The 22,029-nt window shown below is 69.5% G+C and carries 20 protein-coding genes; 9 read left to right on the top strand and 11 right to left on the bottom strand.

All coding sequences use genetic code 11. The features are described from left to right. Positions 1-56: 56 nt before the first annotated feature. Both ATSB10_RS09010 and ATSB10_RS09005 read left to right on the top strand, forming a co-directional pair. Positions 57-833 carry a hypothetical protein gene (locus tag ATSB10_RS09010; protein ID WP_063672261.1) on the top strand — a complete coding sequence of 259 codons (777 nt, stop codon included), beginning with the start codon at positions 57-59 and terminating at the stop codon, positions 831-833. A 358-nt stretch (positions 834-1,191) separates the two neighbouring features. Continuing rightward, on the top strand, positions 1,192-4,395 hold the full coding sequence (locus ATSB10_RS09005) for an EAL domain-containing protein (RefSeq protein WP_063672260.1): 3,204 nt from the start codon (positions 1,192-1,194) through the stop codon (positions 4,393-4,395). A 4-nt stretch (positions 4,396-4,399) separates the two neighbouring features. Here the strand turns inward: ATSB10_RS09005 and ATSB10_RS09000 are convergent, their stop codons facing one another. Beyond that, entirely contained in the window at positions 4,400-5,665 is a 1,266-nt protein-coding gene (locus ATSB10_RS09000; RefSeq protein ID WP_063672259.1) for an RNA polymerase sigma factor, read from the bottom strand. A gap of 50 nt (positions 5,666-5,715) precedes the next feature. Next, positions 5,716-6,150 (bottom strand): YciI family protein, encoded by a 435-nt coding sequence (locus tag ATSB10_RS08995; protein WP_063672258.1) that lies wholly within the window; start codon positions 6,148-6,150, stop codon positions 5,716-5,718. A 234-nt stretch (positions 6,151-6,384) separates the two neighbouring features. Between ATSB10_RS08995 and ATSB10_RS08990 the strand changes: the two genes are divergently transcribed. Then, positions 6,385-6,774 carry a DUF3224 domain-containing protein gene (locus ATSB10_RS08990; protein WP_063672256.1) on the top strand — a complete coding sequence of 130 codons (390 nt, stop codon included), beginning with the start codon at positions 6,385-6,387 and terminating at the stop codon, positions 6,772-6,774. 13 nt (positions 6,775-6,787) lie between these two features. Here the strand turns inward: ATSB10_RS08990 and ATSB10_RS08985 are convergent, their stop codons facing one another. Both ATSB10_RS08985 and ATSB10_RS08980 read right to left on the bottom strand, forming a co-directional pair. Further along, positions 6,788-9,199 carry a penicillin acylase family protein gene (locus ATSB10_RS08985; protein ID WP_063672254.1) on the bottom strand — a complete coding sequence of 804 codons (2,412 nt, stop codon included), beginning with the start codon at positions 9,197-9,199 and terminating at the stop codon, positions 6,788-6,790. Further along, positions 9,196-10,005: a phosphodiester glycosidase family protein gene (locus ATSB10_RS08980; RefSeq protein ID WP_236886537.1), complete on the bottom strand. Its 810-nt coding sequence runs from the start codon at positions 10,003-10,005 to the stop codon at positions 9,196-9,198. Before ATSB10_RS08980 ends, ATSB10_RS08985 begins: the two co-directional genes overlap by 4 nt. 105 nt (positions 10,006-10,110) lie before the next feature. Between ATSB10_RS08980 and ATSB10_RS08975 the strand changes: the two genes are divergently transcribed. The 5 genes from ATSB10_RS08975 (at position 10,111) to ATSB10_RS08955 (ending at position 12,722) form a co-directional block, all read left to right on the top strand. After that, positions 10,111-10,599: an NUDIX hydrolase gene (locus tag ATSB10_RS08975; RefSeq protein WP_063674413.1), complete on the top strand. Its 489-nt coding sequence runs from the start codon at positions 10,111-10,113 to the stop codon at positions 10,597-10,599. A gap of 5 nt (positions 10,600-10,604) precedes the next feature. Continuing rightward, positions 10,605-10,997, top strand: a complete 393-nt coding sequence (locus tag ATSB10_RS08970; protein ID WP_169816711.1) for an NUDIX hydrolase — start codon at positions 10,605-10,607, stop codon at positions 10,995-10,997. Positions 10,998-11,100: 103 nt separating this feature from the next. Next, positions 11,101-11,487, top strand: a complete 387-nt coding sequence (locus ATSB10_RS08965; protein WP_063672251.1) for a hypothetical protein — start codon at positions 11,101-11,103, stop codon at positions 11,485-11,487. A gap of 40 nt (positions 11,488-11,527) precedes the next feature. Then, on the top strand, positions 11,528-11,872 hold the full coding sequence (locus ATSB10_RS08960; protein WP_063672249.1) for a hypothetical protein: 345 nt from the start codon (positions 11,528-11,530) through the stop codon (positions 11,870-11,872). 73 nt (positions 11,873-11,945) lie between these two features. Further along, a complete protein-coding gene (locus tag ATSB10_RS08955; protein ID WP_063672247.1) occupies positions 11,946-12,722 on the top strand; it encodes an SURF1 family protein in 777 nt (258 codons plus the stop codon). A 36-nt stretch (positions 12,723-12,758) separates the two neighbouring features. Here the strand turns inward: ATSB10_RS08955 and ATSB10_RS08950 are convergent, their stop codons facing one another. Both ATSB10_RS08950 and parC read right to left on the bottom strand, forming a co-directional pair. Further along, entirely contained in the window at positions 12,759-13,196 is a 438-nt protein-coding gene (locus ATSB10_RS08950) for a hypothetical protein (protein WP_063672245.1), read from the bottom strand. Positions 13,197-13,552: 356 nt separating this feature from the next. Then, a complete protein-coding gene (gene parC, locus ATSB10_RS08945; RefSeq protein ID WP_063672243.1) occupies positions 13,553-15,790 on the bottom strand; it encodes a DNA topoisomerase IV subunit A in 2,238 nt (745 codons plus the stop codon). A gap of 188 nt (positions 15,791-15,978) precedes the next feature. On the opposite strand from parC, the gene ATSB10_RS08940 reads away from it, so the two are divergent. Continuing rightward, entirely contained in the window at positions 15,979-16,770 is a 792-nt protein-coding gene (locus tag ATSB10_RS08940; RefSeq protein ID WP_063672241.1) for an N-formylglutamate amidohydrolase, read from the top strand. A gap of 85 nt (positions 16,771-16,855) precedes the next feature. Here the strand turns inward: ATSB10_RS08940 and ATSB10_RS08935 are convergent, their stop codons facing one another. From ATSB10_RS08935 to cfa, 5 genes are all read right to left on the bottom strand, one after another. Next, a complete protein-coding gene (locus tag ATSB10_RS08935) occupies positions 16,856-17,746 on the bottom strand; it encodes a TraB/GumN family protein (RefSeq protein ID WP_083966156.1) in 891 nt (296 codons plus the stop codon). Beyond that, complete coding sequence (locus ATSB10_RS08930; protein WP_063672239.1) at positions 17,743-18,114, bottom strand: cupin domain-containing protein; 372 nt, start codon at positions 18,112-18,114, stop codon at positions 17,743-17,745. The genes ATSB10_RS08935 and ATSB10_RS08930 overlap by 4 nt, the downstream gene beginning before the upstream one ends. A 47-nt stretch (positions 18,115-18,161) precedes the next feature. After that, the gene (locus tag ATSB10_RS08925) at positions 18,162-19,619 is read right to left on the bottom strand and encodes a sensor domain-containing diguanylate cyclase (RefSeq protein WP_063672237.1); all 1,458 of its coding nucleotides are present in this window, start codon (positions 19,617-19,619) and stop codon (positions 18,162-18,164) included. A 114-nt stretch (positions 19,620-19,733) separates the two neighbouring features. Continuing rightward, on the bottom strand, positions 19,734-20,759 hold the full coding sequence (locus tag ATSB10_RS08920; RefSeq protein ID WP_063672235.1) for a proline iminopeptidase-family hydrolase: 1,026 nt from the start codon (positions 20,757-20,759) through the stop codon (positions 19,734-19,736). A 74-nt stretch (positions 20,760-20,833) separates the two neighbouring features. Further along, a complete protein-coding gene (gene cfa, locus ATSB10_RS08915) occupies positions 20,834-21,952 on the bottom strand; it encodes a cyclopropane fatty acyl phospholipid synthase (RefSeq protein WP_063672233.1) in 1,119 nt (372 codons plus the stop codon). Between the last annotated feature and the right edge of the window lie 77 nt (positions 21,953-22,029).

Below are 22,029 nucleotides of genomic sequence, written 5' to 3'. Positions count from 1 at the left end.
AGTTCGGGGCCCTAGACCACATCAGTGCAGGGCGACATGCCCTGAGGGAGACTCTCATGAAGCGCATCACTGCATGGCTGGCCCTGGTGGCTGGCTTGTTCTGTGTCCTTGGCGTGCAGGCGGCCGACGACAGCAGTCCCCGCGTCATACGCGGCTACACGGACTGGGTGGCACCTGCCGAGCAGCAGGCCTACGAATCGGGCATCAAGGCCTACAACCAGTGCCTGGGCGAGCATGGATTCAAGTACGCATGGATGGCGCTGAACCACGAAACCGGCGACGTCTACACCTATTCCTATGTCAGCGATCCGCTGTCCTGGGCGGATTTCGATGCCATGCGGGACAGCGGCAAGGCCTGCGACGCGTCATTCCGCCAGAACGTGAACCCGCATCTGAAGCGCGAGACCAGCGGCTTCATGAAAGTCATGCCGGAAATGAGCTACATGCCGCCGGGTTCGGACATGGGGCAGGGCTACATCGACGTGGTCCTGTTCACGCTCAAGCCCGGCCACGAGGCCAACGAGGGCTTCATGACCGCGGTGAAGAAGGTCACTGCCGCGGCACACAAGGCGAAATGGCCGAACGCGTACCAGATCATGCAGACCGTGGACAGCGGCGAGGACGCACCGGACTACATCCTGGTCAGCCCGTCGAAGGACTGGGCCGACTTCGGCGCCGAGCCCAACCCCACGTTCTGGAAGATGGTCGCCAACGTCTATGGCGATGCACAGGCCAAATCCCTGCGCAAGGCGCTGAACGACGCGATCAAGCACGTGTCCGCGCATGTGGACCGCCACAACGCCGAACTGACCTATCGTCCGTCCGGCAAATAGATCGCGCGACCAACGTATTTCCCCGCGGCCCGCATTCGCGGGCCTTTTTTTGGGGCCGCGCAGGTTCCGCGATGCCCCTGATCGGCGCGGCCTGAGCCAGGTCACGTCCACGCACCCTCGCACCTCCGCGGCAGCTGAGCGGGTTCAGGCGGAAGCGACAGGATCGCGCGTGTTGCATCGCCAGCGCTTGTCATGGCCGTTGCTTTGTCGACATCCTGTAGCCACGCAAACAGTGCAAGGAGGCCCCAACGTGTCTAGGGGGAGGGCTGGACTGCTGTTGCTGTGCTGCTTCGTCGCCTTCGCGGTTTCGGCGGGGGAGATTGCTCCGTCGTCCACGGCGCCGGCAGAAGCGGCCGGCATGGCCACGCGGATCCGCGTGGTGACCGACAACAACTATCCACCGTTCGTGTTCCTCGACGCCGACGGCAAGCCTCGCGGATATGAAGTCGACCGGTGGCGCCTGTTCGAGAAGCACACCGGCATCCACGTCGACCTGGAACCGATGGACTGGGCGTCCGCCCAGCGGGAATTGCTGGCCGGCAGGGCGGACGTGATCGACATGATCTTCCGCACGCCCGCCCGCGATGCGCTGTACGACTTCTCCGCACCGTATGCCACGCTGCCGGCGTCCATCTTCGTGGACCGCCGCATCCGCGGTGTGGTGGATGTGCAGTCCCTGCGCGGCTTTCCGGTCGGCGTCGAACGTGGCGATGCCTGCGTCGAGCGGCTGCATGCTGCGGGCATCACGGATCTGCGGGAGTTTGCCGGCTACAGCGACATGATCCAGGCGGCCACCCATGGCGATATGCGCATCCTGTGCATGGACGAGTACCCGGCCGACTTCTACCTGTATCGCCACGACGCGCTCGACCACTTCTACAAGGCTTTCGTGCTCTACACCGGGCAGTTCCACTGGGCGGTGCGCAAGGGTAATGGCGCGATGCTTGCCCGGGTGGAGCAGGGCATGGCGAAGATCCCGCCGGCCGAGCTGACCGCGCTGCGCCACCGTTGGCTCGAGCATCCGTTCGTGCTCAGCTCGTACCTGGAGCCCGTCGTGATCGTGGCTTCGATCATCCTGCTGGCGCTCGCCCTGCTGGGATTCTGGGTGTGGGTCCTGCGGCGTGCGGTGGCGGCGCGCACGCGTGCCGTGCTGGCCAGCCGGCAGCAGATGCAGGCCGTGTTCGATGCCAGCCCCGACGCGATGTGGGTCAAGGATCTCGCGGGGGTCTATCGCGAATGCAACAGTCGTGTGGACGAGCTGTTCCGCGGCGGGCGGCAGGAGTTGATCGGCAAGACCGATCGCGAGCTGTTCACCGCGGCGTTTGCCGACCGCGTACAGGCGATGGACCGCGAGGTGCTGCGGCTGGGGCGGCAACACACGTACACCTTCGGGCTGGAGGTGAACGATGGCAGCGAGCGCCAGCTCGAGGTGATCAAGGTGCCGGTGCCGGGGCCTGATGGTTCCGCCGGTGGCGTGCTGAGCGTAGCGCGCGACATCACCCTGCGACTGCAGGCGGAGTCCCAGCTGCGCCTGTGGGGCAAGGCGTTCGAGCATGCTGCGTTCGGGGTGAAGATCTACGATGTGCGCACACAGCGGATCATCGCGGTCAATCCCGTGTTCGCGCGGGAGCGGGGCTATACCCCCGGGGAACTGGAGGGGATGCCGGTCGACGTGCTGTATCCGGCCGACCTGACCGATGCGCAGCGCGCCGAGCGCCGGGCCGCCGAGCAGCAGGACCATTCGCTGCTGGAGAGCGAGCACGTGACCCGCGACGGACGGCGCTTCCCGGTGCTGCTGGATCGCTCCGTGGTGCGTGACGCGGAGGGCCGGCCGCAGTTCGCTGTGGTCTATGCGCAGGACATCAGCGAACGGCAACGGGCGGAGTCCGAACTGCGCCTCGCGGCCGTGGCCTTCCAGACCCAGGAGGCGCTGATGGTCACCGATGCCAGTGGCACGATCCAGCGGATCAACGACGCGTTCTGCGCCTTGACCGACTACGGGTCGGAGGATGTGCTGGGCAAGAGGCCCTCGATCCTCGGTACGGCGCATCACGACCACGACTATTACGGCCGCATGTGGCAGCAGATTCGCGAGAAGGGCTTCTGGCAGGGAGAGCAATGGATCGCGGGCAAGGATGGCGTGCCGCGGGTGGTGCGCATGGCGGTCTCATCGGTACACGACGTCCGAAACCAGGTGAGCCACTACGTCTGCACCATGACCGACCTCACCAACGAGCGTGAGGCCATGGCCCAGGCCGAACGCATGACCTTCTTCGATCCGCTCACCGACCTGCCGAACCGGCGCTTCCTGCACGGGCAGATCCAGCACCTGCTGGAGGAGGACCGGGGCGGCGCCCTGATGATGATCGACCTGGACCATTTCAAGCGCGTCAACGACCTGCGCAGCCACGGTACCGGCGACCGCCTGCTGTGGCTGGTCGCGATGCGTCTGCGCCCGCTGCTGGAGGAAGGCTGCATGCTGAGTCGATTCAGCGGCGACACCTTCGCGGTGCTGATGGAGTGCCCTGGCGAAGACGGCGATCGCATGCAGCGCGCCATGGCCTGCGCCGAGCGCGTGCGCCAGTCGATGCTCCCGTCGTTCCAGCTCGATGACGATACGCGGGTCACCGTGACCTGCAGCATCGGCGTCACTGCGCTGGAACCCGGCAAGGGCTCGCCGGAGTCGGTGCTCCGCGAGGCGGAACTGGCCATGTACGCCGCCAAGGCGGCGGGACGCGACCAGGCCGTGGCGTTTGCTCCGGCCATGCAGGCGGACATCGAGCGAAACGAGCAGTTGGCGGCCGAACTCAAGCAGGCGATCGATCTGGACGCGCTGGAGCTGCACCTGCAGGTGCTGGTGGACCGGCGCGGCCAGCCGGTGGGTGCCGAGGCATTGCTGCGCTGGCAGCGGCGCAATGGCGAGCAGGTATCGCCCGCGCTGTTCGTGCCGTTGGCCGAGGAGCGCGGGTTGATCCTGCCGCTGGGCGACTGGGTGCTGCGCAAGGCCTGTGCGCAACTGGCGGCCTGGACCGCTCATCCGCGCACGCGCCACCTGACGCTGTCGGTGAACGTGAGCGCCCGCCAGTTCGGTCATGCCGGCTTCGTCGAGAATGTGCTGACGATGCTCGCCGAGGCGGGCGCGGATCCGGCGCGGCTGAAGCTCGAGATCACCGAGACCGCGGTGCTCGACGACCTGGCATGGGCAGCCAGCAAGCTGGCCAGCCTGCGTGCGCAGGGCGTGCAGGCCTCGCTGGACGACTTCGGCACCGGCTACTCCTCGCTTGCCTATCTCTCGCGGCTGCCGCTGGACCAGCTGAAGATCGACCGGTCGTTCGTCAGCCGCCTGCCCGACGTGGCCGGTGACGCGATGGTCGCGCAGACGATCATCGCGATGGGCCACGGTCTGGGCATGGAGGTGGTGGCCGAGGGCGTGGAGACCAGGGAGCAGTGGACGTTCCTGATGGAACAGGAGTGCGATGTGTTCCAGGGGTACCTGTTTGGCCGGCCGATGCCGCCGGAACAGTTCGAGGCCCTGCTGGCCGAACTGGATATGGCGAACTGAGCGATCAGCCGGCCGGGATGTCCAGTGCCGCGGCCCGTGCCAGCATCACCTCGCGCTCTCCCGCGTTGGTGGTGAGCTCCGCCGCCCGGCGGAATTCGGACCTGGCTTCGTCGCGCCGGCCGAGTTGCTCCAGCAGGTCGCCACGCACGGCCGGCAGCGGTGCGTAGCGGGACAGTGCCGGTGCGTCGGCGATCGCCTCGACCAGTACCAGTCCCGCCGCGGGCCCTTCGGCACGCGATACCGCCACCGCGCGGTTGAGTTCGATCACCGGCGAGGGGGCGACCTGCAGCAACAGGGCATAGAGGGCGGCGATACGTGGCCAGTCGGTGGCCGCGGCGGTCGGTGCACCGGCGTGGCAGGCGGCGATCGCCGCCTGCAGCGTGTGCGGGCCGGCACCGTCGGGATGGCGGATGGCGCGGGCGAGCAGCGCCTGGCCGCGGGCGATCGCCAGCCGGTCCCAGCGGGTGCGGTCCTGCCGGTCCAGCAGCACCGGCCGCCCGCTCGCATCGACCCGCGCGTGGGTGCGCGACGCCTGCAGCTCCATCAGCGCCAGCAGGCCGAGCACTTCCGGCTCGTCCTGCTCCAGCGCGGCGAGCATGCGCCCCAGCCGCAGCGCCTCCTCGCACAGGGCCGGCCGCATCCAGTCCTCGCCGGCGGTGGCGGCGTAGCCTTCGTTGAAGATGAGATAGATCACACCGAGCACGCTGGCCAGCCGTTCGCCGCGTTCCTCGCCGCGCGGCATGTCGTAGGGCACCCGCTTCTCGGCCAGCGTGCGCTTGGCGCGTACGATGCGCTGCGCCACGGTGGGCTCGGGCTGCAGGAAGGCGCGGGCGATCTCGGCGGTGGTGAGGCCGCCGAGCAGGCGCAGGGTCAGCGCGATGCGCGCCTCGTGCGGCAGCACCGGATGGCAGGCGGTGAAGATCAGCCGCAGGCGGTCGTCGCCGATGTCGTCGTCGAGGGCGTCGAAATCGGGCATCACGTGCGGCTCAAAGTCCGGATCGCCGCCGAGCATCGCGTGCTTGCGCTCGGCCAGCTGGCGATGGCGCAGCAGGTCGATGCCGCGATTGCGCGCGGTGGTCATCAACCAGGCGCCGGGGTTGTCCGGGATGCCGCTGTCCGGCCAGCGCTCGAGCGCGCTGACCAGGGCGTCCTGGGCCAGTTCCTCGGCCAGGTCGATGTCCCGCACCACGCGCACCAGGGCGCCGATCAGCTTCGGTGCCTCCAGTCGCCATACGGCATCGATGCGGCGATGCAGTTCGGCCGTTTCCATAGGGCCGATCACAGCACTGCCTGGCGTTCGCGGCAAGCATGCCGGCGGCATCAGCGCGCCCGGTCGGCGATCTGCCCGCGCAACCGGGCCTCGGACTCGCGCAGTTCGGGCGACATGACTTCGGCGAAGTCGGCCTCCTCGTACAGCGGGCGGATCTCGATCTCGCACTCGCCCACGAACGGGGCCGGGCAGCGCCGCGCCCACTCCAGTGCCTCGTCCATCGAACGCACCTGCCACAGCCAGAAGCCGGCAATCAGCTCGCGGGTCTCGGCAAACGGACCGTCGACCACCTGCTGCCGGCCACTTGCGAAACGCACGCGCTTGCCGTCGCGGCTGGGCTTGAGCCCCTCGCCGGCCAGCATCACGCCGGCCTGCACCAGTTCCTCGTTGAAGCGGTTCATCGCCGCCATGATCTCGGCGCTCGGCATCGCCTGCGTCTCGCTTTCGGACTCGTCGGTGGCTCGCACCATCACCATGCATCGCATCGCTGTTCTCCTTCGCTGGGGAGTCGGCCGGCGGATGCCCGGCTCGTCCTGACGACGAATCGACCGGCGCGTATTCGACATGCTTCGCCTCTGGCGTCGGCTGGCATCGCGGATCGTCGGTGCGCGTCAGCCCCTGCCGCACGCGGCGGGGTGGCCTGTGCTTGAATGCGCGCAGGGCAGGGCCGGCGGTGCTGGCGTGCTGCCCCGGTCATGGCATGAGCGAGGGCGGGACAGATGCAGGCGAACGGTACATTCGAGGTCACGCGGGAATCGCAGCCACTGGCAGCGACCAGCGCGCCGGCCAACCTGGGGCGGCACACGCTCGACAAGCGCTTCGATGGCGATCTGCAGGCACACAGCGTGGGCGAGATGCTCTCCGCCGGTGGCGAGGTCGCCGGTTCGGCGGGCTATGTCGCGATGGAGCGGGTGACCGGGCGGCTCGACGGCCGCGAAGGCAGCTTCGTGCTGCAGCACAGCGGCACGATGGATCGCGGCGCCGCCACGTTGACCGTGCACGTGGTACCGGACACCGGTACCGGCGAGCTGGCCGGCCTGGCTGGCAGCATGACGATCCGCATCGCCTCGGGGCGGCACGAGTACACGTTCGACTACACCCTCGGCTGAGCGCGCCGGCGCCTCACCCGGCGGTCGGCTCCAGCGTCAGCGTGTGCCGGACCGGCCCCGGCAGCAGCGGGGTCGGCCGTCCGTGCACCCAGTCCTCGTGGCCGGCGCCGAAGAACGGCGACAGCGGGTTGTCGCTCTGCCCGCCGGGCATGTGGAAGAGGCCGCGGTCCTCGTGGCCGGGCGAGACGTCCAGCCGCTCGGAGGCACCGAAGCCCGGCGCGGCCACGCGCGGCATGTTGCTGTCGCCGGGTACCGGCTGGTCGGGCATGTTGATGAAACGGGCCATCCAGCCGGGCAGGGCGCGGGCCAGCGGATGGTTCACCGCCGCGCGGTTGCGCTCGCCCCAGGTGCGCGCGGCGAGGCCGCCGGATGGCTTGCCGAGGGTGTCGACCACCTGCGTCGCAGACGCGAGCAGCAGGGCGTGCCAGTCGGCGTAGCGCGGGTCGAGCAGGTGCTTCGGCTGCTGCCGCACCAGCGCCCACACGGCCGCTTCCGGGTCGCCGAGGCCCGGCCAGGTGAAGTCGGGGAAGCGTGCCTGCACGCGGGCGGCGAACGGCGCCAGCACCGCCTGGTGCACCTGCTCGCGGAACGCGCGCACCAGCCGGTAATCGACGCTGTCGACGTCGGCACGACCGCGCCAGTGGCGGGTCAGTTCACGGAGCTGCACCAGCGACGGATCGGTGGCATCGGCCAGGGTCTGCTGCAGCAGGTGCTGCCAGCGGCCGAGCAGCACGCTGCGGTCGTCCAGCTGGATGTCCAGCAGGTCGCCGGGCGAGAACGTCGCGTGGGCGCGCAGGTCGTCGCGGATGCCTTGCGCGCGGGCGCCGAGATCGTGGCCGCCGTTGCCGAGCAGGGCCAGCCAGTCGCCGCCTACCGTGCGGTTGTTGGCGGTCCACAGCCGGCCGCCGGGCGGATTCTCGATGCGCGGGTATTGCGACGCTGCCGCCCAGCCGGTCCAGCCGGTGCCAGGCTGCGACCAGTCGGCGGGGATCTGCGGGTCGAAGCCGTGGCGCAGCGGGATGCTGTTGCTGGCGATGGTCCAGCCGATGTGGCCCTGGCTGTCCGCGGCCAGCAGGTTCTGCGCCGGCATGCCCAAGGTAGGGGCGAGATCGAGTGCCTGGTCCACGTCGGTGGCGCGCTCGATCTGCATCAGCGCGAGGTTGTAGCCGCGCGGGCGATCGCCGGTCCAGGCCAGCGCCAGCGGGGTGCCGTCGGTGTCGGTCGCGGTGATCGGACCCCAGCGGGTGTCCTGGACGGTGATCACGTGATCGGGCGCGCCCTTCACCTGGATCGTCTCGCGGTGGGTGGCGATCGTCGCCCAGCCGTCCGGCGTGCGGTAACGCGTGGAATCGGCCGGGTCGCGCTGCACGCGCACCCAGTCCTCCCAGTCGCCGTAGCTGTTGGTGAAGCCCCAGGCGACCTGGCCGTTGGAGCCGACCACCAGCGCCGGCGTGCCCGGCAGGGTGACGCCGCTGGCGTCGCGGGTGCCGTTCGGCGCGGTCGAGTCGGGGTAGCGCAGGCGCGCGCGGAACCACAGGTTGGGCACGCGCAGGCCCAAGTGCATGTCGTTGGCCAGCATCGCCGCACCGGTGCCGGTGAGCGTGCCGGCCACGGCGAAGTTGTTGCTGCCGGGGCGGGCATCGTCCAGCGCCGGCGCGAGCACGGCGGCGAGGTCGTGGCCGGCCGCTGGCGCCGTGCCGCGCAGGCTGAAGGTGGCCGCATCCGGCACCACCGGTGCGGGCGAGAGCGGGCCGGCCAGCGGCGCCTCCCAGGTCGGGTCCGGCGCGAGCAGGAAATCGACCAGCGGCGCCGGCAGCACCGCCCGCATCTGCGCGATGCGCAGTTCGCGGGTGTTGCGGCCGTCGCTGTTGAGGTCCAGGTACATCGCGGCGATCACCAGCAGGCTGTCCTCGGAGCGCCACGGTTGCGGCTTCGTGCCGAGTAGGAAGTACTCCCAGGGACGGGTCTTCAGTGCCGCCAGCCCGGCGTTCACGCCATCGCGGTAGCGGTCGAGCATGTGCCGCTGGTCGGGCGGCAGCTGCGCGTAGGCCTGTTCGACCACGGCGCGCAGGCGCAGGCGGCGGTGCGCTTCGTCGGTCTTCAGTGCCGCCGGGCCGACCAGCGCCGACAGCTCGCCGGCCGGCAGCCGGCGCATCAGGTCCATGTCGAAGTAGCGCTCCTGCGCATGCACGTAGCCCATCGCATAGCTGATGTCGTCGCGGCTCCTGCCGTCGAAGGTGGCGGTGCCCAGCGCATCGCGCGTCACCGTGACCGGGGCGGTCAGTCCGCTCGCGGCGACCTGGCCATCCAGCCGGGCGCGGCCCAGTGCCAGCAGGCTCCAGGTGGCGACGACGGCGGCGAACAGCAGCAGGGCGAGCGCGAACAGGCTGCGGCGCAGCCAGCGCCGGCGGGGAGGAGTCGTCATGGTTTGTCGAATACCGCGAAGATGCCCGCGTAGGGCTTGAGCATGAAGGCCGGCGCGCCGCTGTAGCCTTCGCCGTCCACGTACATCTGCGAGATGGTGCCGTCCAGGTAGAGCGCGTCGCGGCAGCCCAGGCCGTCGCGGAACAGGCGCGCGAAGGTGTGGAAGTTCACCGGGGTCTCGCTGACCGCGAACACCACCTTGCGCGGCGTGGCCGCGCACACACCGCTGCGCCACTTTACGCTCGCCGACTCGTCCTCGAACTGCGGGTTGAGCTGGCCGTCGATCACCAGCATCGGGCCCGACTGGGTGGCCAGCGTCACCGGCTTGCCGTCCGCCTTGAACGCCTCGCTGGTGCGCACGGCGGCGTGGCCGTCCGGATACACCGCGAACACGCCGTTGGGGCGCAGCGAGAAGTTGCCGGCGGCCGGGTTGCCGTGTGCCAGGTTCAGCGGTACCAGGGTGCGGCCGTCCTCGACGAACAGCCCGAGCGGTGCATTCTTCCGGTCGTAGATGCCCGCGTTGGCGGCGAACAGCAGATGCCGGCCGTGTTGCTCGCCCCATTGCTGCAGGTTGCCGATGCTGCCGTAGGCGATGCCGCTGTCCGGGTCGCGCCAGTGCAGCGAGAGCGTCTGGCGGGTGAGGTCGATGGTCACCACGTGGAAGCGCTGGCCCTCGAACTCGCGCTCGCTGCTGTCCACGGCGCGGGCGCGGGACGTGCAGGCGGCCAGCAGCGGCAGCAGCGCGGCAGCGCCGAGCAGGGCGGGCCAGCGGCGGGAACGGGGCAGGGAGGAAAACAGGCGCAGCATCCGTCGATGGTCGCCGGCCCGTGGCCCGCGGCGCAAGCATCGCCGGCGGAGCGGTTCAGCCGGGCTGCGCAGGGACGTTACACTGCGCTTTTTGCCGGCCGCGCCATGCCTTACTGCCCCATCGTCGCCACGCTCGGATACGTGCTCTCGCCGGATCGCCGGCGCGTGCTGATGATCCACCGCAACGCCCGCCCCGATGACCAGCACCTGGGCAAGTACAACGGCCTGGGCGGCAAGATGGAACCGGGCGAGGACATCGCCGCCTGCATGCGCCGCGAGATCCACGAGGAGGCCGGCATCGAGTGCACCTCGATGCACCTGCGCGGCACGCTCAACTGGCCCGGCTTCGGCAAGCAGGGCGAGGACTGGCTGGGCTTCATCTTCATCATCGACGGCTACACCGGCACGCCGCTGGAGACCAATCCGGAAGGCACGCTGGAATGGGTCGAGCGCGAGCGGCTGATGGAGCTGCCGATGTGGGAGGGCGACCGCCACTTCCTGCCGCTGGTGTTCGACGAGGACCCGCGACCGTTCCATGGCGTGATGCCGTACAAGGGCGGGCGCATGCAGTCCTGGTCGTACAGCCGGCTGTGAGCGGGGTGCCGAAGCCGATCCGCATCGTCGTGGCGGTGATCCGCGACGAGACGGGGCGCGTGCTGCTGGTGCGCAAGCGCGGTGCCACGGTGTTCCAGCAACCCGGCGGCAAGCGCGACCCGGGCGACGCCGACGATGTCGCCACGCTGGCGCGCGAGCTGCGCGAGGAACTGGGCGTGGCGCTGGTGGCCGATTCCGTACGTCACCTGTGGCGCGCCAGTGCGCCGGCGGCGAACGAGCCCGGATACGTGGTCGAGGGCGAGGTCTACGCGGTGGCGGTGCGGGGTGCTCCCGCCGCGTGCGCCGAGATCGAGGCGCTGTGCTGGGTCGATCCGGCGGACCCGGGCGCTGTGCCGATCGCCCGGCTGAGTCGCGAGCACATCCTGTCGCGTCTCTGAACCGGCGAACCCGGCCCGTTTGACCCCTCGCGAGAGAGCGCGGACGATCCCCGTGCCCGTGGGCCATGGTGGCCTGCGTCCAATTGAAAGGGGAAAACGGCTCATGGATCGATGCTCGACCCGACTCATCGGCCTGGTTCTGTCCGGTGCCGTCTGCGCGACCGCTGTCGCCGGTGACGCCGCAGCACCACGCTGGCTGAGCTTTCCTGCCGATGCGCCGCTGCGCGCCACGGTGACCCTGCTGCCGAAGCAGGGCGAGGTCGGCCGCGAGACGGCGATCTTCACCGGCTACGCGCCGCAGCTGGCGTTCCGTCCGGGGACCGCAGAGGTGACTTGCCGGTTCGACCTGGGCGATACGGGACTCGAGCCCGGTACCACGCGGACGGTGGGCATCGACTGCTTCGAGGCACTGAAGGTGCGTGAAGACGCGTTGGCGTTCACGGTGTTACAGGGTGGCCGCAAGGTCGGTACGGGCGTGCTGTTGCGCTGAGTCGCGCGATGGGCGCGGTCGGGTTCGGGAGGTGCGGGCGATGATCGAATGGGTGCCGTTGGGACTCGCGGTCGCGGCGGTGGTGGCGGCCCTCGCTTCCCTCGTGCTGTGGCTGCGTGGCCAACGCCGGGCAGCCAGCCTGTGTCAGCTGCCCGTGCCGATCGCCCTCGTCCTGGTGACCGTCGGCTACCTGCTAGGGCCGGCACCGCACACCCGCGTCACCGGTTTGCTGCTGTTCGCCCTGCTGCTGGGCTGGACGGCCCTGCTTCTGCTGCAGGCCCGGCGGCGCGAGCCGTGGCCGGCCCTGTTCTGGTTGGCGGTGGCGGTACAAGTCGCCATGGCGACGGGGCTGGCCTGGCTGGCCCTGGCGTTCCGCATTTTCTGAGTGCGTCGATGTGCCGGGTCGCGGCATGCCGGCAGGGAACTAGAATCCGCACTCCCGCACTGACCGAAGCCGCATGAGCGACACGCATCCCTCCACCGTGGTGACCGAACCGCCGCGCGGCCCGCTGGCCCTCGCCATGCTGACCCTGCTCGGCGTGGTGCTGTTCGCCGGCTTCATCGCGCTCGGTACCTGGCAGGTGCATCGGCTGGCGTGGAAGCGGGCGCTGATCGCCCACGTCGACGCCCGCGCGCATGCGCCGCCGGTGGACGCGCCCGGCCCGGCGCAGTGGCCGGGTGTTACTGCCGCGAGCGACGAATACCGGCACGTGAGGCTGCACGGCAGCTTCCTGTACGACCGTTCGACCTACGTATGGGCGGCGACGGCCGCGGGCAGCGGCCTCTGGGTGGTGACGCCGCTGCGTCGCGACGATGGCTCGCTGGTGCTGGTCAACCGCGGCTTCGTGACGCCGGAATGGTGCGGCCGCCGCGGCACCTGCGCGCCCGGCGCCACCGGCGCGGTGACCGTGACAGGTCTGCTGCGGATCAGCGAGCCGCCGGGCTTCCTGCGCCACAACGACCCGGCGAAGGACGACTGGTACACCCGCGATGTGGCCGCCATCGCAGCCCGCCGTGGGCTGAAGGATGTGGCGCCGTACTTCGTGGACGAGGATGCGGCCTCCGAGGCCGGGGTGGCCCATGCGCCCACGGGCGGGCTGACCGTCATCCACTTTCCCAACAACCACCTCAGCTACCTGATCACCTGGTACGGGATGGCCCTGATGGTGCTGCTGGCGGGCTTCTTCGTCGGCCGCTCGGAACTGCGCCGACGGCGCGGGGTGCGGTCGGCCTGAGGCTTCTGGCCGGTCGCGAGCCGCGCGGCCGCGGCCTCAGTGACCGAAACGGTGGTCGTTGAAGTGACCCTGGCCGCCGCTGATCGTGAAGCTCATGCCGCCGGTCGGATGGTCGCAGTCGCCGAACGCCTTGGTGACGCTCACCGTACCGGTCTGGTAGTTGCCGCTGAGGTGGTTGCCCGCCACCACGCCCATGCCCACGCTGCCGTGCACCTGGGGCTGGTTGTAGGTGGCGTCGTCGCAGGTATCGGCCGGGGCATTGGCGGCGAGGCTGGCGTCGGTGGTACCGCTGGTGTCGCCGTAGTAGACGCCCGGTGCCGTGCTGGCGCTGGCGGGCCTGGCGGCGCTGCTGCTGGCGGCCGGAACGGCGCCCGGAGGGAGCTTGAGGTTGAGTGGCTGGCTTGCACTCTGTGCCGCGGCAGAGCTTGCGAGTGCGCTGGCAAGGAGCAGGCCGAGGGGTCGATGGATGGTCATGTGCGCTCCGCGGGTAGGGCTGTGTCAACGCGCGGGGACGCGGTACGTGCACAGCCATGCTTTGGGTGCCGCGACGGCGGGAAGTTCCTGCCGTCGCAACACCGCGGTCGAACCGTACATCGCCTCCACACCGCGGTCGAACCGCGCATCGACCACAACACCGGGATCGAGCCGCGCATCGCCTTGTAGGAGCCCGCTCGCGGGCGATGCTCTTCGGCTTCGATGTGGATCGGGAGCGAGAGCATCTTGTAGGAGCCCGCTTGCGGGCGATGCTGTTCCGCTTCGATATGGATCAGGAGCAGGAGCATCGCCGGCGAGCGGGCTCCTACCGGGTCGGCGGTGCGGTGCCGGGGTGCTCAGCCGGTGGTCTCGATCCGCTCCACCCGGCGCAGGCCGCGCGGCAGCACGCCGCCGCGGGTGGCGCGGTTACCGCCGTACTCGACCAGGTCGGCCCACTTCAGGGTGAGCTTGCGCTGGCCGGCGTACAGGGTGACCTCGCCCTTGCCCTCGGCGACCACCGCCACGCCGACCACGCGCTCGCCGTCCGCCATCTGCTTCTTGGGGATGTCGATCAGCTTGTTGCCCTTGCCCTTGTCCAGCTCGGGCAGCTCGGCCACCGAGAACATCAGCAGGTGGCCCTCGCCGGTGACCACCACGATGCGATCGCGCGCCGGATCGGCGGTGATGACCGGCGTGAGCACCTTGGCGCCGTCGGCCAGGGTGAGCAGCTGCTTGCCGGCCTTGTTGCGGCCGGTCAGCGCCTCGAAGCGGGTGACGAAGCCGTAGCCGAAGTCGGTGGCGAGGATCAGCCGCGTGTCGTTGTCGCCCGCGGCCAGCGCGTCGAAGCTGGCGCCGGCCGGCGGCGTGAAGCGGCCGGTCAGCGGTTCGCCGTTGCCGCGCGCCGAGGGCAGGGTGTGCGCCGCGGTGGAGTAGCTGCGGCCGGTGGAGTCGATCACCGCCACCTGCTGGGTGGTGCGCGCCTTCACCGCGGCGAGCAGACCGTCGCCGTCACGGTAGTTGAGGCCTTCGGCGTCGACGTCGTGGCCCTTGGCGGCGCGGATCCAGCCCTTCTGGCTGAGCACCACGGTGACCGGCTCGCTGGCCACCAGCGCGCTCTCGTCCAGCGCCTGCGCCACCTCGCGCTGCACCAGCGGCGAGCGGCGGTCGTCGACGTACCTGGCGGCGTCGGCGTTGAGCTCCTGCTTGATCAGGCCCTTCAGCTTCGTTGGCGACTTCAGCAGCACGTTGATGCGCGCGCGCTCCTCTTCGAGCTGATCGCGCTCGCCGTTGATCTTCATCTCCTCGAGGCGGGCCAGCTGGCGCAGGCGGGTCTCCAGGATGTAGTCGGTCTGTTCCTCGGACAGGCCGAAGCGCGCCATCAGCACCGGCTTGGGTTCCTCCTCGGTGCGGATGATGCGGATCACCTCGTCCAGGTTGAGGTAGGCGATGCGCAGGCCTTCCAAGAGGTGCAGACGACGCTCGACCTTGGCGAGGCGGTGCTGCAGGCGGCGGGTGACCGTGTCGGTGCGGAACTGCAGCCACTCGCTGAGGATGCGCCTGAGGTCCTTCACCTGCGGCCGGCCGTCCAGGCCGATCATGTTGAGGTTGACGCGGAAGCTCTTCTCCAGGTCGGTGGTGGCGAAGAGGTGCTGCATCATCTCCTCGACGTCGACGCGGTTGGAGCGCGGCACGACGACCAGGCGGATCGGGTTCTCGTGGTCGGACTCGTCGCGCAGATCCTCGATCATCGGCAGCTTCTTGGCGCGCATCTGCGCGGCGATCTGCTCGAGGATCTTCGACGGGCTGACCTGGTGCGGCAGCGCGGTGATCACCACGTTGCCGTCCTCCACCCGGTACACCGCGCGGGCGCGCAGCGAGCCGTTGCCGGTGGTGTAGATCGCCAGCAGTTCCTTGCGCGGGGTGATGATCTCCGCCTCGGTCGGGTAGTCCGGGCCGAGCACGTGCTCGCACAGGTCGGCCACGGTGGCGTCCGGCTCGTCCAGCAGGCGGATGCAGGCGGTGACCACCTCGCGCAGGTTGTGCGGCGGGATGTCGGTGGCCATGCCCACGGCGATGCCCATCGAGCCGTTCAGCAGCACGTGCGGCACGCGCGCCGGCAGCCAGCTCGGCTCGTCCATGGTGCCGTCGAAGTTCGGCACCCAGTCAACCGTGCCGTGGCCGAGCTCGCCCAGCAGCGCCTCGGCGATCGGGCTGAGCTTGGACTCGGTGTAGCGCATCGCCGCGAAGCTCTTCGGGTCGTCCGGCGAGCCGAAGTTGCCCTGGCCGTCGACCAGCGGGTAGCGGTACGAGAACGGCTGCGCCATCAGCACCATCGCCTCGTAGCACGAGCTGTCGCCGTGAGGGTGGAACTTGCCGATCACGTCGCCGATGGTGCGCGCCGATTTCTTCGGCTTGGCCGAGGCGGCCAGGCCCAGTTCGCTCATCGCGTAGACGATGCGCCGCTGCACCGGCTTCAGGCCGTCGCCGACGAAAGGCAGGGCGCGGTCCAGCACCACGTACATGGAATAGTCGAGGTAGGCGCGCTCGGCGTATTCCTTGAGCGGGATCTGTTCGAAATTGGCTTGCAGGTTCATTTTCAATATCAATCGGTTGGCGCGCCGCGGGCGCGAACAGCCGGCCGATGGTGCCAGAACGGGCCGGGGCGGGACAGCTTGCGCGGCGCAGCGTGCCGTGCTGCCGTCGCAGAATCTGCGCCGGGAGCTGGTCCGGGCCGCTGGCCGGCGGCTAAGGTGCTCGCGTTATCCCCCGCCTGCCTGCCTCCATGCCTGCTCCACGCCTGCTCGGTCCCGACGATCCTGCCCCGTACACCGTGTCCTGCCCGCAAGGCAGGTCCCCCTTCCTGCTCACCTGCGACCACGCCGGCCGTGCCGTGCCCAGGGCGCTGGGCGACCTCGGTGTGCCGGCGACGGAGTGGGATCGCCACATCGCCTGGGACATCGGCGCGGCCGGCCTGGCCCGGACCATGGCCGAGGCACTCGATGCCTGGCTGATCTGCCAGACCTATTCGCGGCTGGTGATCGACTGCAACCGGCCACTGGATGCGCCCGGGTCGATCGTCACGACGAGCGAGCGCACCGAAGTACCCGGCAACCGCGATCTTTCCGCCGCGGCGATCGCTGCGCGGCGCGAGGAAATCTTCATGCCTTACCACCGGCGCACGGTGGAGGAGCTGGACCGGCGGGCCGCCGAGGGCCGTCCCACGATCCTGGTCACCGTGCACAGCTTCACGCCGGTGTTCATGGAGCAGGCGCGCGCGTGGGAGCTGGGCGTTCTGTACCAGCGCGATGCGCGGCTGGCACGGCCGCTGCTGGAGGTGATGCGGGCCGACGGCTGGTGCGTGGGCGACAACCAGCCCTATGCGGTCAGCGACGCGACGGACTATGCGATCCCCGCTTATGGCGAGCAGCGCGGCCTGCCGCACGTGGAACTGGAAGTGCGGCAGGACCTGATCGCCGACGAGGACGGCCAGCGCGCGTGGGGCGAGCGCATCGCCGGCTGGCTGGTGCGCGCCGCGGAGCGCGCTGGGCTGCTTCCCCCGCCGCCGTCGTTGTAGGAGCCCGCTCGCGGGCGATGCTTCTGCGCCTGATCGAAGGCATCGTCCGCGAGCGGGCTCCTACCGCGAGGTGCGTGTGGGGGCGTCAGGGAGCCGGGACGCGGGTGCTGTTGATGCCCAGTTTCTGCAGCTGGGCCTGCACGCTGTCCGGCCCGGCCAGATGCGCGGCCCCGACCGCGATGAAGACGGTGCCGGGCGTGTCGAGCATCGCCCTGATCTTCGCTGCCCAGGTCGCGTTGCGCGTCACCAGCAGGCGTTGGTAGAGCGCCGGGGTCTCGCGCTTCATCAGGCTGTTCTCGAGTCGCGCGATGGCCTCGACGTCGCCCCGCTCCCAGGCCTCGACCAGCTGCTTGAATTCGAGCTTCGAGGAGTCGGTCTCGCGCAGCGTCTGGCGCAGCATGTCCAGTTGCAGCGCGCTGGGCATGTCGGCGAGGAAACGGATCTGCTCCTCGGCGGTCTCCAGCGCGCGCACGGGCTTGCCGGCCCTGGTCATCTCGTCGCGCAGCAGGTGGTCGACCCCTTGCTGCGGATCCAGCCCGGCCTTGGCCAGCGGGGCCATGGCGATGGTCAGTGCAGCCAGCCACGGGCGCATCACGTCGAGCGTGCCCACGCCGGGCAGGCCGGCCAGCCGGGCGGCGCGCTCCAGCCGGTGATAGTCGCCGGTCGACAGCAGCGAGGACAGCGGATGCGCGGGATCCATGCCCAGCCGCAGCACCAGGGCGGTGATGTTGGCCGGACTGTCGTCGGTGATCTCCACCACCAGGGTGTCGCTGCTGGCAAGCGCCCGGTCCAGGGCCGGGTAGTGCCAGGGCGTGTTGCCGGGCAGCAGGTGCACCGTGCCGAACAGGTAGATCGTGGTATCGGCATCCCTCACCACCCACAGCGCCGGGTGGGCGAGGGCGCCGGCCGGAAAAAGCAGCGCGACTGCGACCAGCACGCCGGCGCCAAGGTGCCGGAACCGGGCGAGGATATTCAAAGCGGTCGCCGCTGCTCGTCGATCGATCGGGTGAGCCCGGTGACCTCGTCGCCGGTATGCCGGGTCGACTTGCGCTCGATCAGCAGCAGGTGGCACTCCTGCTCGGCGACCGGGTTGTGCCGCACACCCTTGGGTACCACGCACATCTGGCCTTCGCCGAGTTCGACCACGCCATCCTCCAGCTCGATCCGCAGCGCGCCCTTGAGCACGTAGAACAGCTCGTCCTCGTCGGCATGGCTGTGCCAGGCCAGGGTGCCCTGCACCTTGGCGACTTTGACGTAGGCATCGTCCACTTCGGCGAGCACCCGTGGCGACCACAATTCGTCGAGTCGGGCGGCGGCATCGGTCGGGGAAAGGGGCTTGATCATGCCGAGACCGTACGGTCGCCGGCGACACTGCGCAAGCGGCCCGGATGTCAGGTGACGGTTTCGTCGGCGGCGCGCGGGCTCCGCTTGGCCGCGAGCAGGCGCTCGTCGGCGCGGCGGAAGGCCTCCATGATGCTCTCGCCGTCGCCGATCGCGGCCACGCCGAAGCTGACCGAGAGACCGAGGTCCGGCCCCGGCATGCGCAGTTCGGTCAGCGCCCGCCGCAGCCGCTCGGCGGTGGCTTCGGCGCGATCCAGCGCCAGCCCGGGCAGCAGCACCATGAACTCGTCACCACCAAAGCGGCCGATCAGGTCGGACTGGCGCAACTGGTGGCGCAACGTGCGGACCAGGTTCAGCAGGATCTGGTCGCCGGCGGCGTGGCCGTAGCCGTCGTTGATCGCCTTGAACCGATCGATGTCCATCACCAGCAGCGAAACCGGCAGGCCCTGGCTGCGCGAGTCGGCCAGTTCGCGCTCGCTGCATTCGAAGAAGTGCGTCTTGGTGGCCGCGCCGGTCAGGCCGTCGGTGGAGGCCAGCTCGCTGAGGTGGCGGTTCTGCGCCACCAGTGCCGGTACGGCGAAGCCGAAGTAGGCGCTGGCCGCGATCACGCAGATCGCGAACTGGTAGACCAGGGCGTCGCGGGTGATGCCGAACAGCGCCACCAGCACGGCGATCGCGGTGCTCACCAGGGCGATACTCAGGGCACCGCGGAACGGGCTCTCGGTGTAGACCACCCACATCTGCGGCAGGATCAGGAAAAACATCGCGAAAGCGGTTTCCGGCGAGTGGAAATACGCGTCGGCCGCCAACACCGCGACCACCGCCAGGATCTCCAGGGCGAGCTTGCCGGCGTAGGAGCCGCTGCCACGGCTCTGCGGCAGAAACGAAAGGCCGCCAAGCCAGGGTTCGATCTGCGGATAGCGCCAGCTGAGCAGGCCAACGAACAGCGGCGTGAGCACGAGCGCGCCGGCCAGGTCGCCGATCCACCACGGCAGCCACAGCGACGGCGTCGACGGCGCGATCATGCCGGTGGCCTCCAGGGCGCGGATGCCGAGCACGGTGGCGCACAGCGACGCCAGTGCGCTGACCAGCAGGAAGGTGGTCACCACGGTCGGCGTCGACGGACTGGCGTTGCGTCGGATGGTCCGCCGCATGACCAGCGCTCCCAGTCCGTAGGACAGGCAGTGCACGGTGGCGAACAGCACGCCGGATGCCAGCAGCTCCCGCGTGGGGAAGTGGGTGCCGTAGATCCGGTCGATCCAGAACGTGACGGCGATCGCGCAGGGCACCAGCACCGGCAGCGCACGCCAGCCCATCACCAGCAGGGCAGCCAGGGAGAGCCCTGCGGGAGGAAACCACAGGCTGGCATGCGGGTCGTACTGCATCAGCGCGGACAACCGCCACAGCACCAGCCAGGAGACGGCCAGCGCAACGTAGCGGAAGGCCGCGCTGCGCCCGGCGCCCAGGTGGGCCAGCGCGCGCAGACGCCCGAAGTGGTTTTGCTCCATGCCGGATACCCCCTTCCCAAAGTCCGGACGATGGACCGGACCGACGCGACGACTATGCCAGTGGCCGGCAACCGCTGGCAAAACGGCTCACCGGGCCGCCGGAGCGATCGGCGGTCAGCGGTTCTCCACGCTTTCGAGGAATTTCACCAGGCCGGTGAAGTAGGTCTGCTGATCGTCGTACATCGACATGTGGCTGCCCTTCGGGCACAGCAGCAGCTGGCCCCTGGGCAGTTTCCTGGCCATATGGGCCATGTAATCGGGGTTCATGGTGTCGAACCTGCCGGCGATCACCAGCGTGGGCACGGTGATCCTGTGCAGGTCCTTGCTGCGGTCCCAGTGTTCCAGCACGCCGCTGGCGCCCAGCTCGCTGGGGCCCTGCATCAGCGTGTAGATGTGGCTGTTGACGTGGCCGAACGCGCGGGTCACCGGCTCGGGCCACTGCGCCTGCGGCATGCGCAGCACATGCTTCTCGTAGTGCATGGTGGTCAGGATCTGCATGTAGCGCGGGTCGTCGGTGCGGTGTTCCGCCTCCATCGCCTTCACTTCGGCCAGCTGCTTCGGATCCATCGCCGGCTCGAGCACGTGCCTGGCGTAGTCGTTGTACTCGGGGATCGAGTCGACCATGTTGGAGATAACCAGGCACTTCAGGTGCTGCTGGTACTTCAGTGCGTACTCCATCGCCAGGATGCCGCCCCAGGAATGGCCGAGCAGGCAGAAGTTGTTCCTGTCCAGGTGCAGCGCCTTGCGCACCTGCTCGACTTCCTCGACGAAGCGGTCGGTCTGCCACAGCGCGTCGGTGCCCGGGCCCTTGGGCTGGTCCGAGTAGGCCGAGCCGAGCTGGTCGTAGTAGATGTATTCGATGCCCGCTGCCGGCAGGTAGCTGTCAAAGGCCTCGAAGTACTCGTGGGTCATGCCGGGGCCGCCGTGCAGCAACAGCAGCGCAAGCTTCGGGTTGTTGCCCACGCGCTTGGTCCACACCCGGAATTTCCCGAGCGGGGTGGTGATCGGGATCATCTTCACCCCGCCGGAGAGCACGTCGTCGTGGCCGGCATGACTGTAGTAGCTGGCCGGCGGCGCGCTCTGCGCGGCGGCGGCGAACGGCAGCAGCAAGGCTGCCAGCAGGGCGGCAAGCTTGTTCATTGGATATCTCCCCCGGAGCGTGCGGGGACTATCCCGCGTCGGCCCACGGCCCGCAAGATCGACCAAAGGCGCGCTCAGCGCGGCGACCGGTAGCCGCCGGGGACGCCGTCGGGACTGAGCACCAGCTGCCACAGCTGGTTGCGCCGGCTGCGGAAGACCGCGGCGGAGCAGGCCAGGTAGAAGTGCCACATGCGGCGGAAGCGTTCGTCGTAGCGCGCCGCCAGTTCCGGCCAGGCGCGGTCGAAGTTCTCCCGCCAGGCGGTGAGCGTGCGGTCGTAGTCCGTGCCGAAATTGTGCCAGTCCTCCACCACGAACAGGCCTTCCAGCGCCGCGGTGACCTGGCTGGCGGCGGGGATCATCGAATTGGGGAAGATGTATTTCTCGATCCACGGATCGGTCTGCGCCGGTGCGCCGTTGCTGCCGATGGTGTGCAGCAGCGACAGCCCTCCCGGCCGCAGGCAGCGGCGCACCGTGTCGAAGTAGGTGCGGTAGTTGCGCCCGCCGACGTGCTCGAACATGCCGATGGAGTAGACCGCGTCGAAGCGTTCGTCGACCTCGCGGTAGTCCTGCAGACGGATCTCGATCGGGAGCCCTGCACACAACTCCCGGGCATACCCGGCCTGCTCGTGGGAGACGGTGATGCCCACGCCTTCCACGCCGTAATGCTCGGCGGCGAACTTCAGCGCCTCGCCCCAGCCGCAGCCGATGTCGAGCACGCGCTGGCCGGGCTGCAGATGCAGTTTGCGGCAGACCAGGTCGAGCTTGGCGGCCTGCGCGTCGTCGAGGTTGTCCGCGTGCGCCCAGTAGCCGCAGGAGTAGACCAGCCGCCGGCCGAGCATGGCGCGGAACAGGTCGTTGCCGAGGTTGTAGTGGGTCTCGGCCACCTCGTAGGCATGCTCGCCACGCTGCAGGTTGAGAAAGCGGGCCTTGAGGTGGGCGAGCAGGGTGTCGAGCGTCTTCAGCTCCTGGTCGAGCTGCGCGGCCAGGATGCGGGAAAAAAAGCCGGGCAGGTCGGCCGCGTCCCACCAGCCGTCCATGTAGGCCTCGCCCAGGCCCAGCGAGCCGTGCGAAAACACCCGTGCGTAAAGCCGGTCGTCATGCACCTGCAGGTCGCAGGGTCGGTTGCCGTCGATGCGGATATCGGCAAGGGCCAGCAACTGCTCGGCCTTCTGCCGCAGCGAGTCGGAACTCATCGGCACCTCCTTCGCGGTCGGGCGAAGCGCCGCTGCGGGCGCCTGCGCAGGGCCGATGCTACATCGGCTGACCGTGA

This window comes from Dyella thiooxydans (assembly GCF_001641285.1).
Taxonomy (GTDB): domain Bacteria; phylum Pseudomonadota; class Gammaproteobacteria; order Xanthomonadales; family Rhodanobacteraceae; genus Dyella_A; species Dyella_A thiooxydans.
Note: the sequence above shows the minus strand (reverse complement) of the source record. Positions and strands in the feature narration are given on the sequence as shown.

Coding starts and splice junctions, on each gene's coding strand:
- ATSB10_RS08975 (WP_063674413.1), top strand. CDS start 10,111: ATGCCTTACTGCCCCATCGTCGCCACGCTCGGATACGTGCTCTCGCCG.
- ATSB10_RS08955 (WP_063672247.1), top strand. CDS start 11,946: ATGAGCGACACGCATCCCTCCACCGTGGTGACCGAACCGCCGCGCGGC.
- ATSB10_RS08920 (WP_063672235.1), bottom strand. CDS start 20,759: ATGAACAAGCTTGCCGCCCTGCTGGCAGCCTTGCTGCTGCCGTTCGCC.
- ATSB10_RS08925 (WP_063672237.1), bottom strand. CDS start 19,619: ATGGAGCAAAACCACTTCGGGCGTCTGCGCGCGCTGGCCCACCTGGGC.
- ATSB10_RS08965 (WP_063672251.1), top strand. CDS start 11,101: ATGGATCGATGCTCGACCCGACTCATCGGCCTGGTTCTGTCCGGTGCC.
- ATSB10_RS08950 (WP_063672245.1), bottom strand. CDS start 13,196: ATGACCATCCATCGACCCCTCGGCCTGCTCCTTGCCAGCGCACTCGCA.
- ATSB10_RS08980 (WP_236886537.1), bottom strand. CDS start 10,005: ATGCTGCGCCTGTTTTCCTCCCTGCCCCGTTCCCGCCGCTGGCCCGCC.
- ATSB10_RS09010 (WP_063672261.1), top strand. CDS start 57: ATGAAGCGCATCACTGCATGGCTGGCCCTGGTGGCTGGCTTGTTCTGT.
- ATSB10_RS08995 (WP_063672258.1), bottom strand. CDS start 6,150: ATGCGATGCATGGTGATGGTGCGAGCCACCGACGAGTCCGAAAGCGAG.
- ATSB10_RS08940 (WP_063672241.1), top strand. CDS start 15,979: ATGCCTGCTCCACGCCTGCTCGGTCCCGACGATCCTGCCCCGTACACC.
- ATSB10_RS08930 (WP_063672239.1), bottom strand. CDS start 18,114: ATGATCAAGCCCCTTTCCCCGACCGATGCCGCCGCCCGACTCGACGAA.
- ATSB10_RS08960 (WP_063672249.1), top strand. CDS start 11,528: ATGATCGAATGGGTGCCGTTGGGACTCGCGGTCGCGGCGGTGGTGGCG.
- ATSB10_RS08990 (WP_063672256.1), top strand. CDS start 6,385: ATGCAGGCGAACGGTACATTCGAGGTCACGCGGGAATCGCAGCCACTG.
- parC (WP_063672243.1), bottom strand. CDS start 15,790: ATGAACCTGCAAGCCAATTTCGAACAGATCCCGCTCAAGGAATACGCC.
- ATSB10_RS09000 (WP_063672259.1), bottom strand. CDS start 5,665: ATGGAAACGGCCGAACTGCATCGCCGCATCGATGCCGTATGGCGACTG.
- cfa (WP_063672233.1), bottom strand. CDS start 21,952: ATGAGTTCCGACTCGCTGCGGCAGAAGGCCGAGCAGTTGCTGGCCCTT.
- ATSB10_RS08985 (WP_063672254.1), bottom strand. CDS start 9,199: ATGACGACTCCTCCCCGCCGGCGCTGGCTGCGCCGCAGCCTGTTCGCG.
- ATSB10_RS09005 (WP_063672260.1), top strand. CDS start 1,192: ATGGCCACGCGGATCCGCGTGGTGACCGACAACAACTATCCACCGTTC.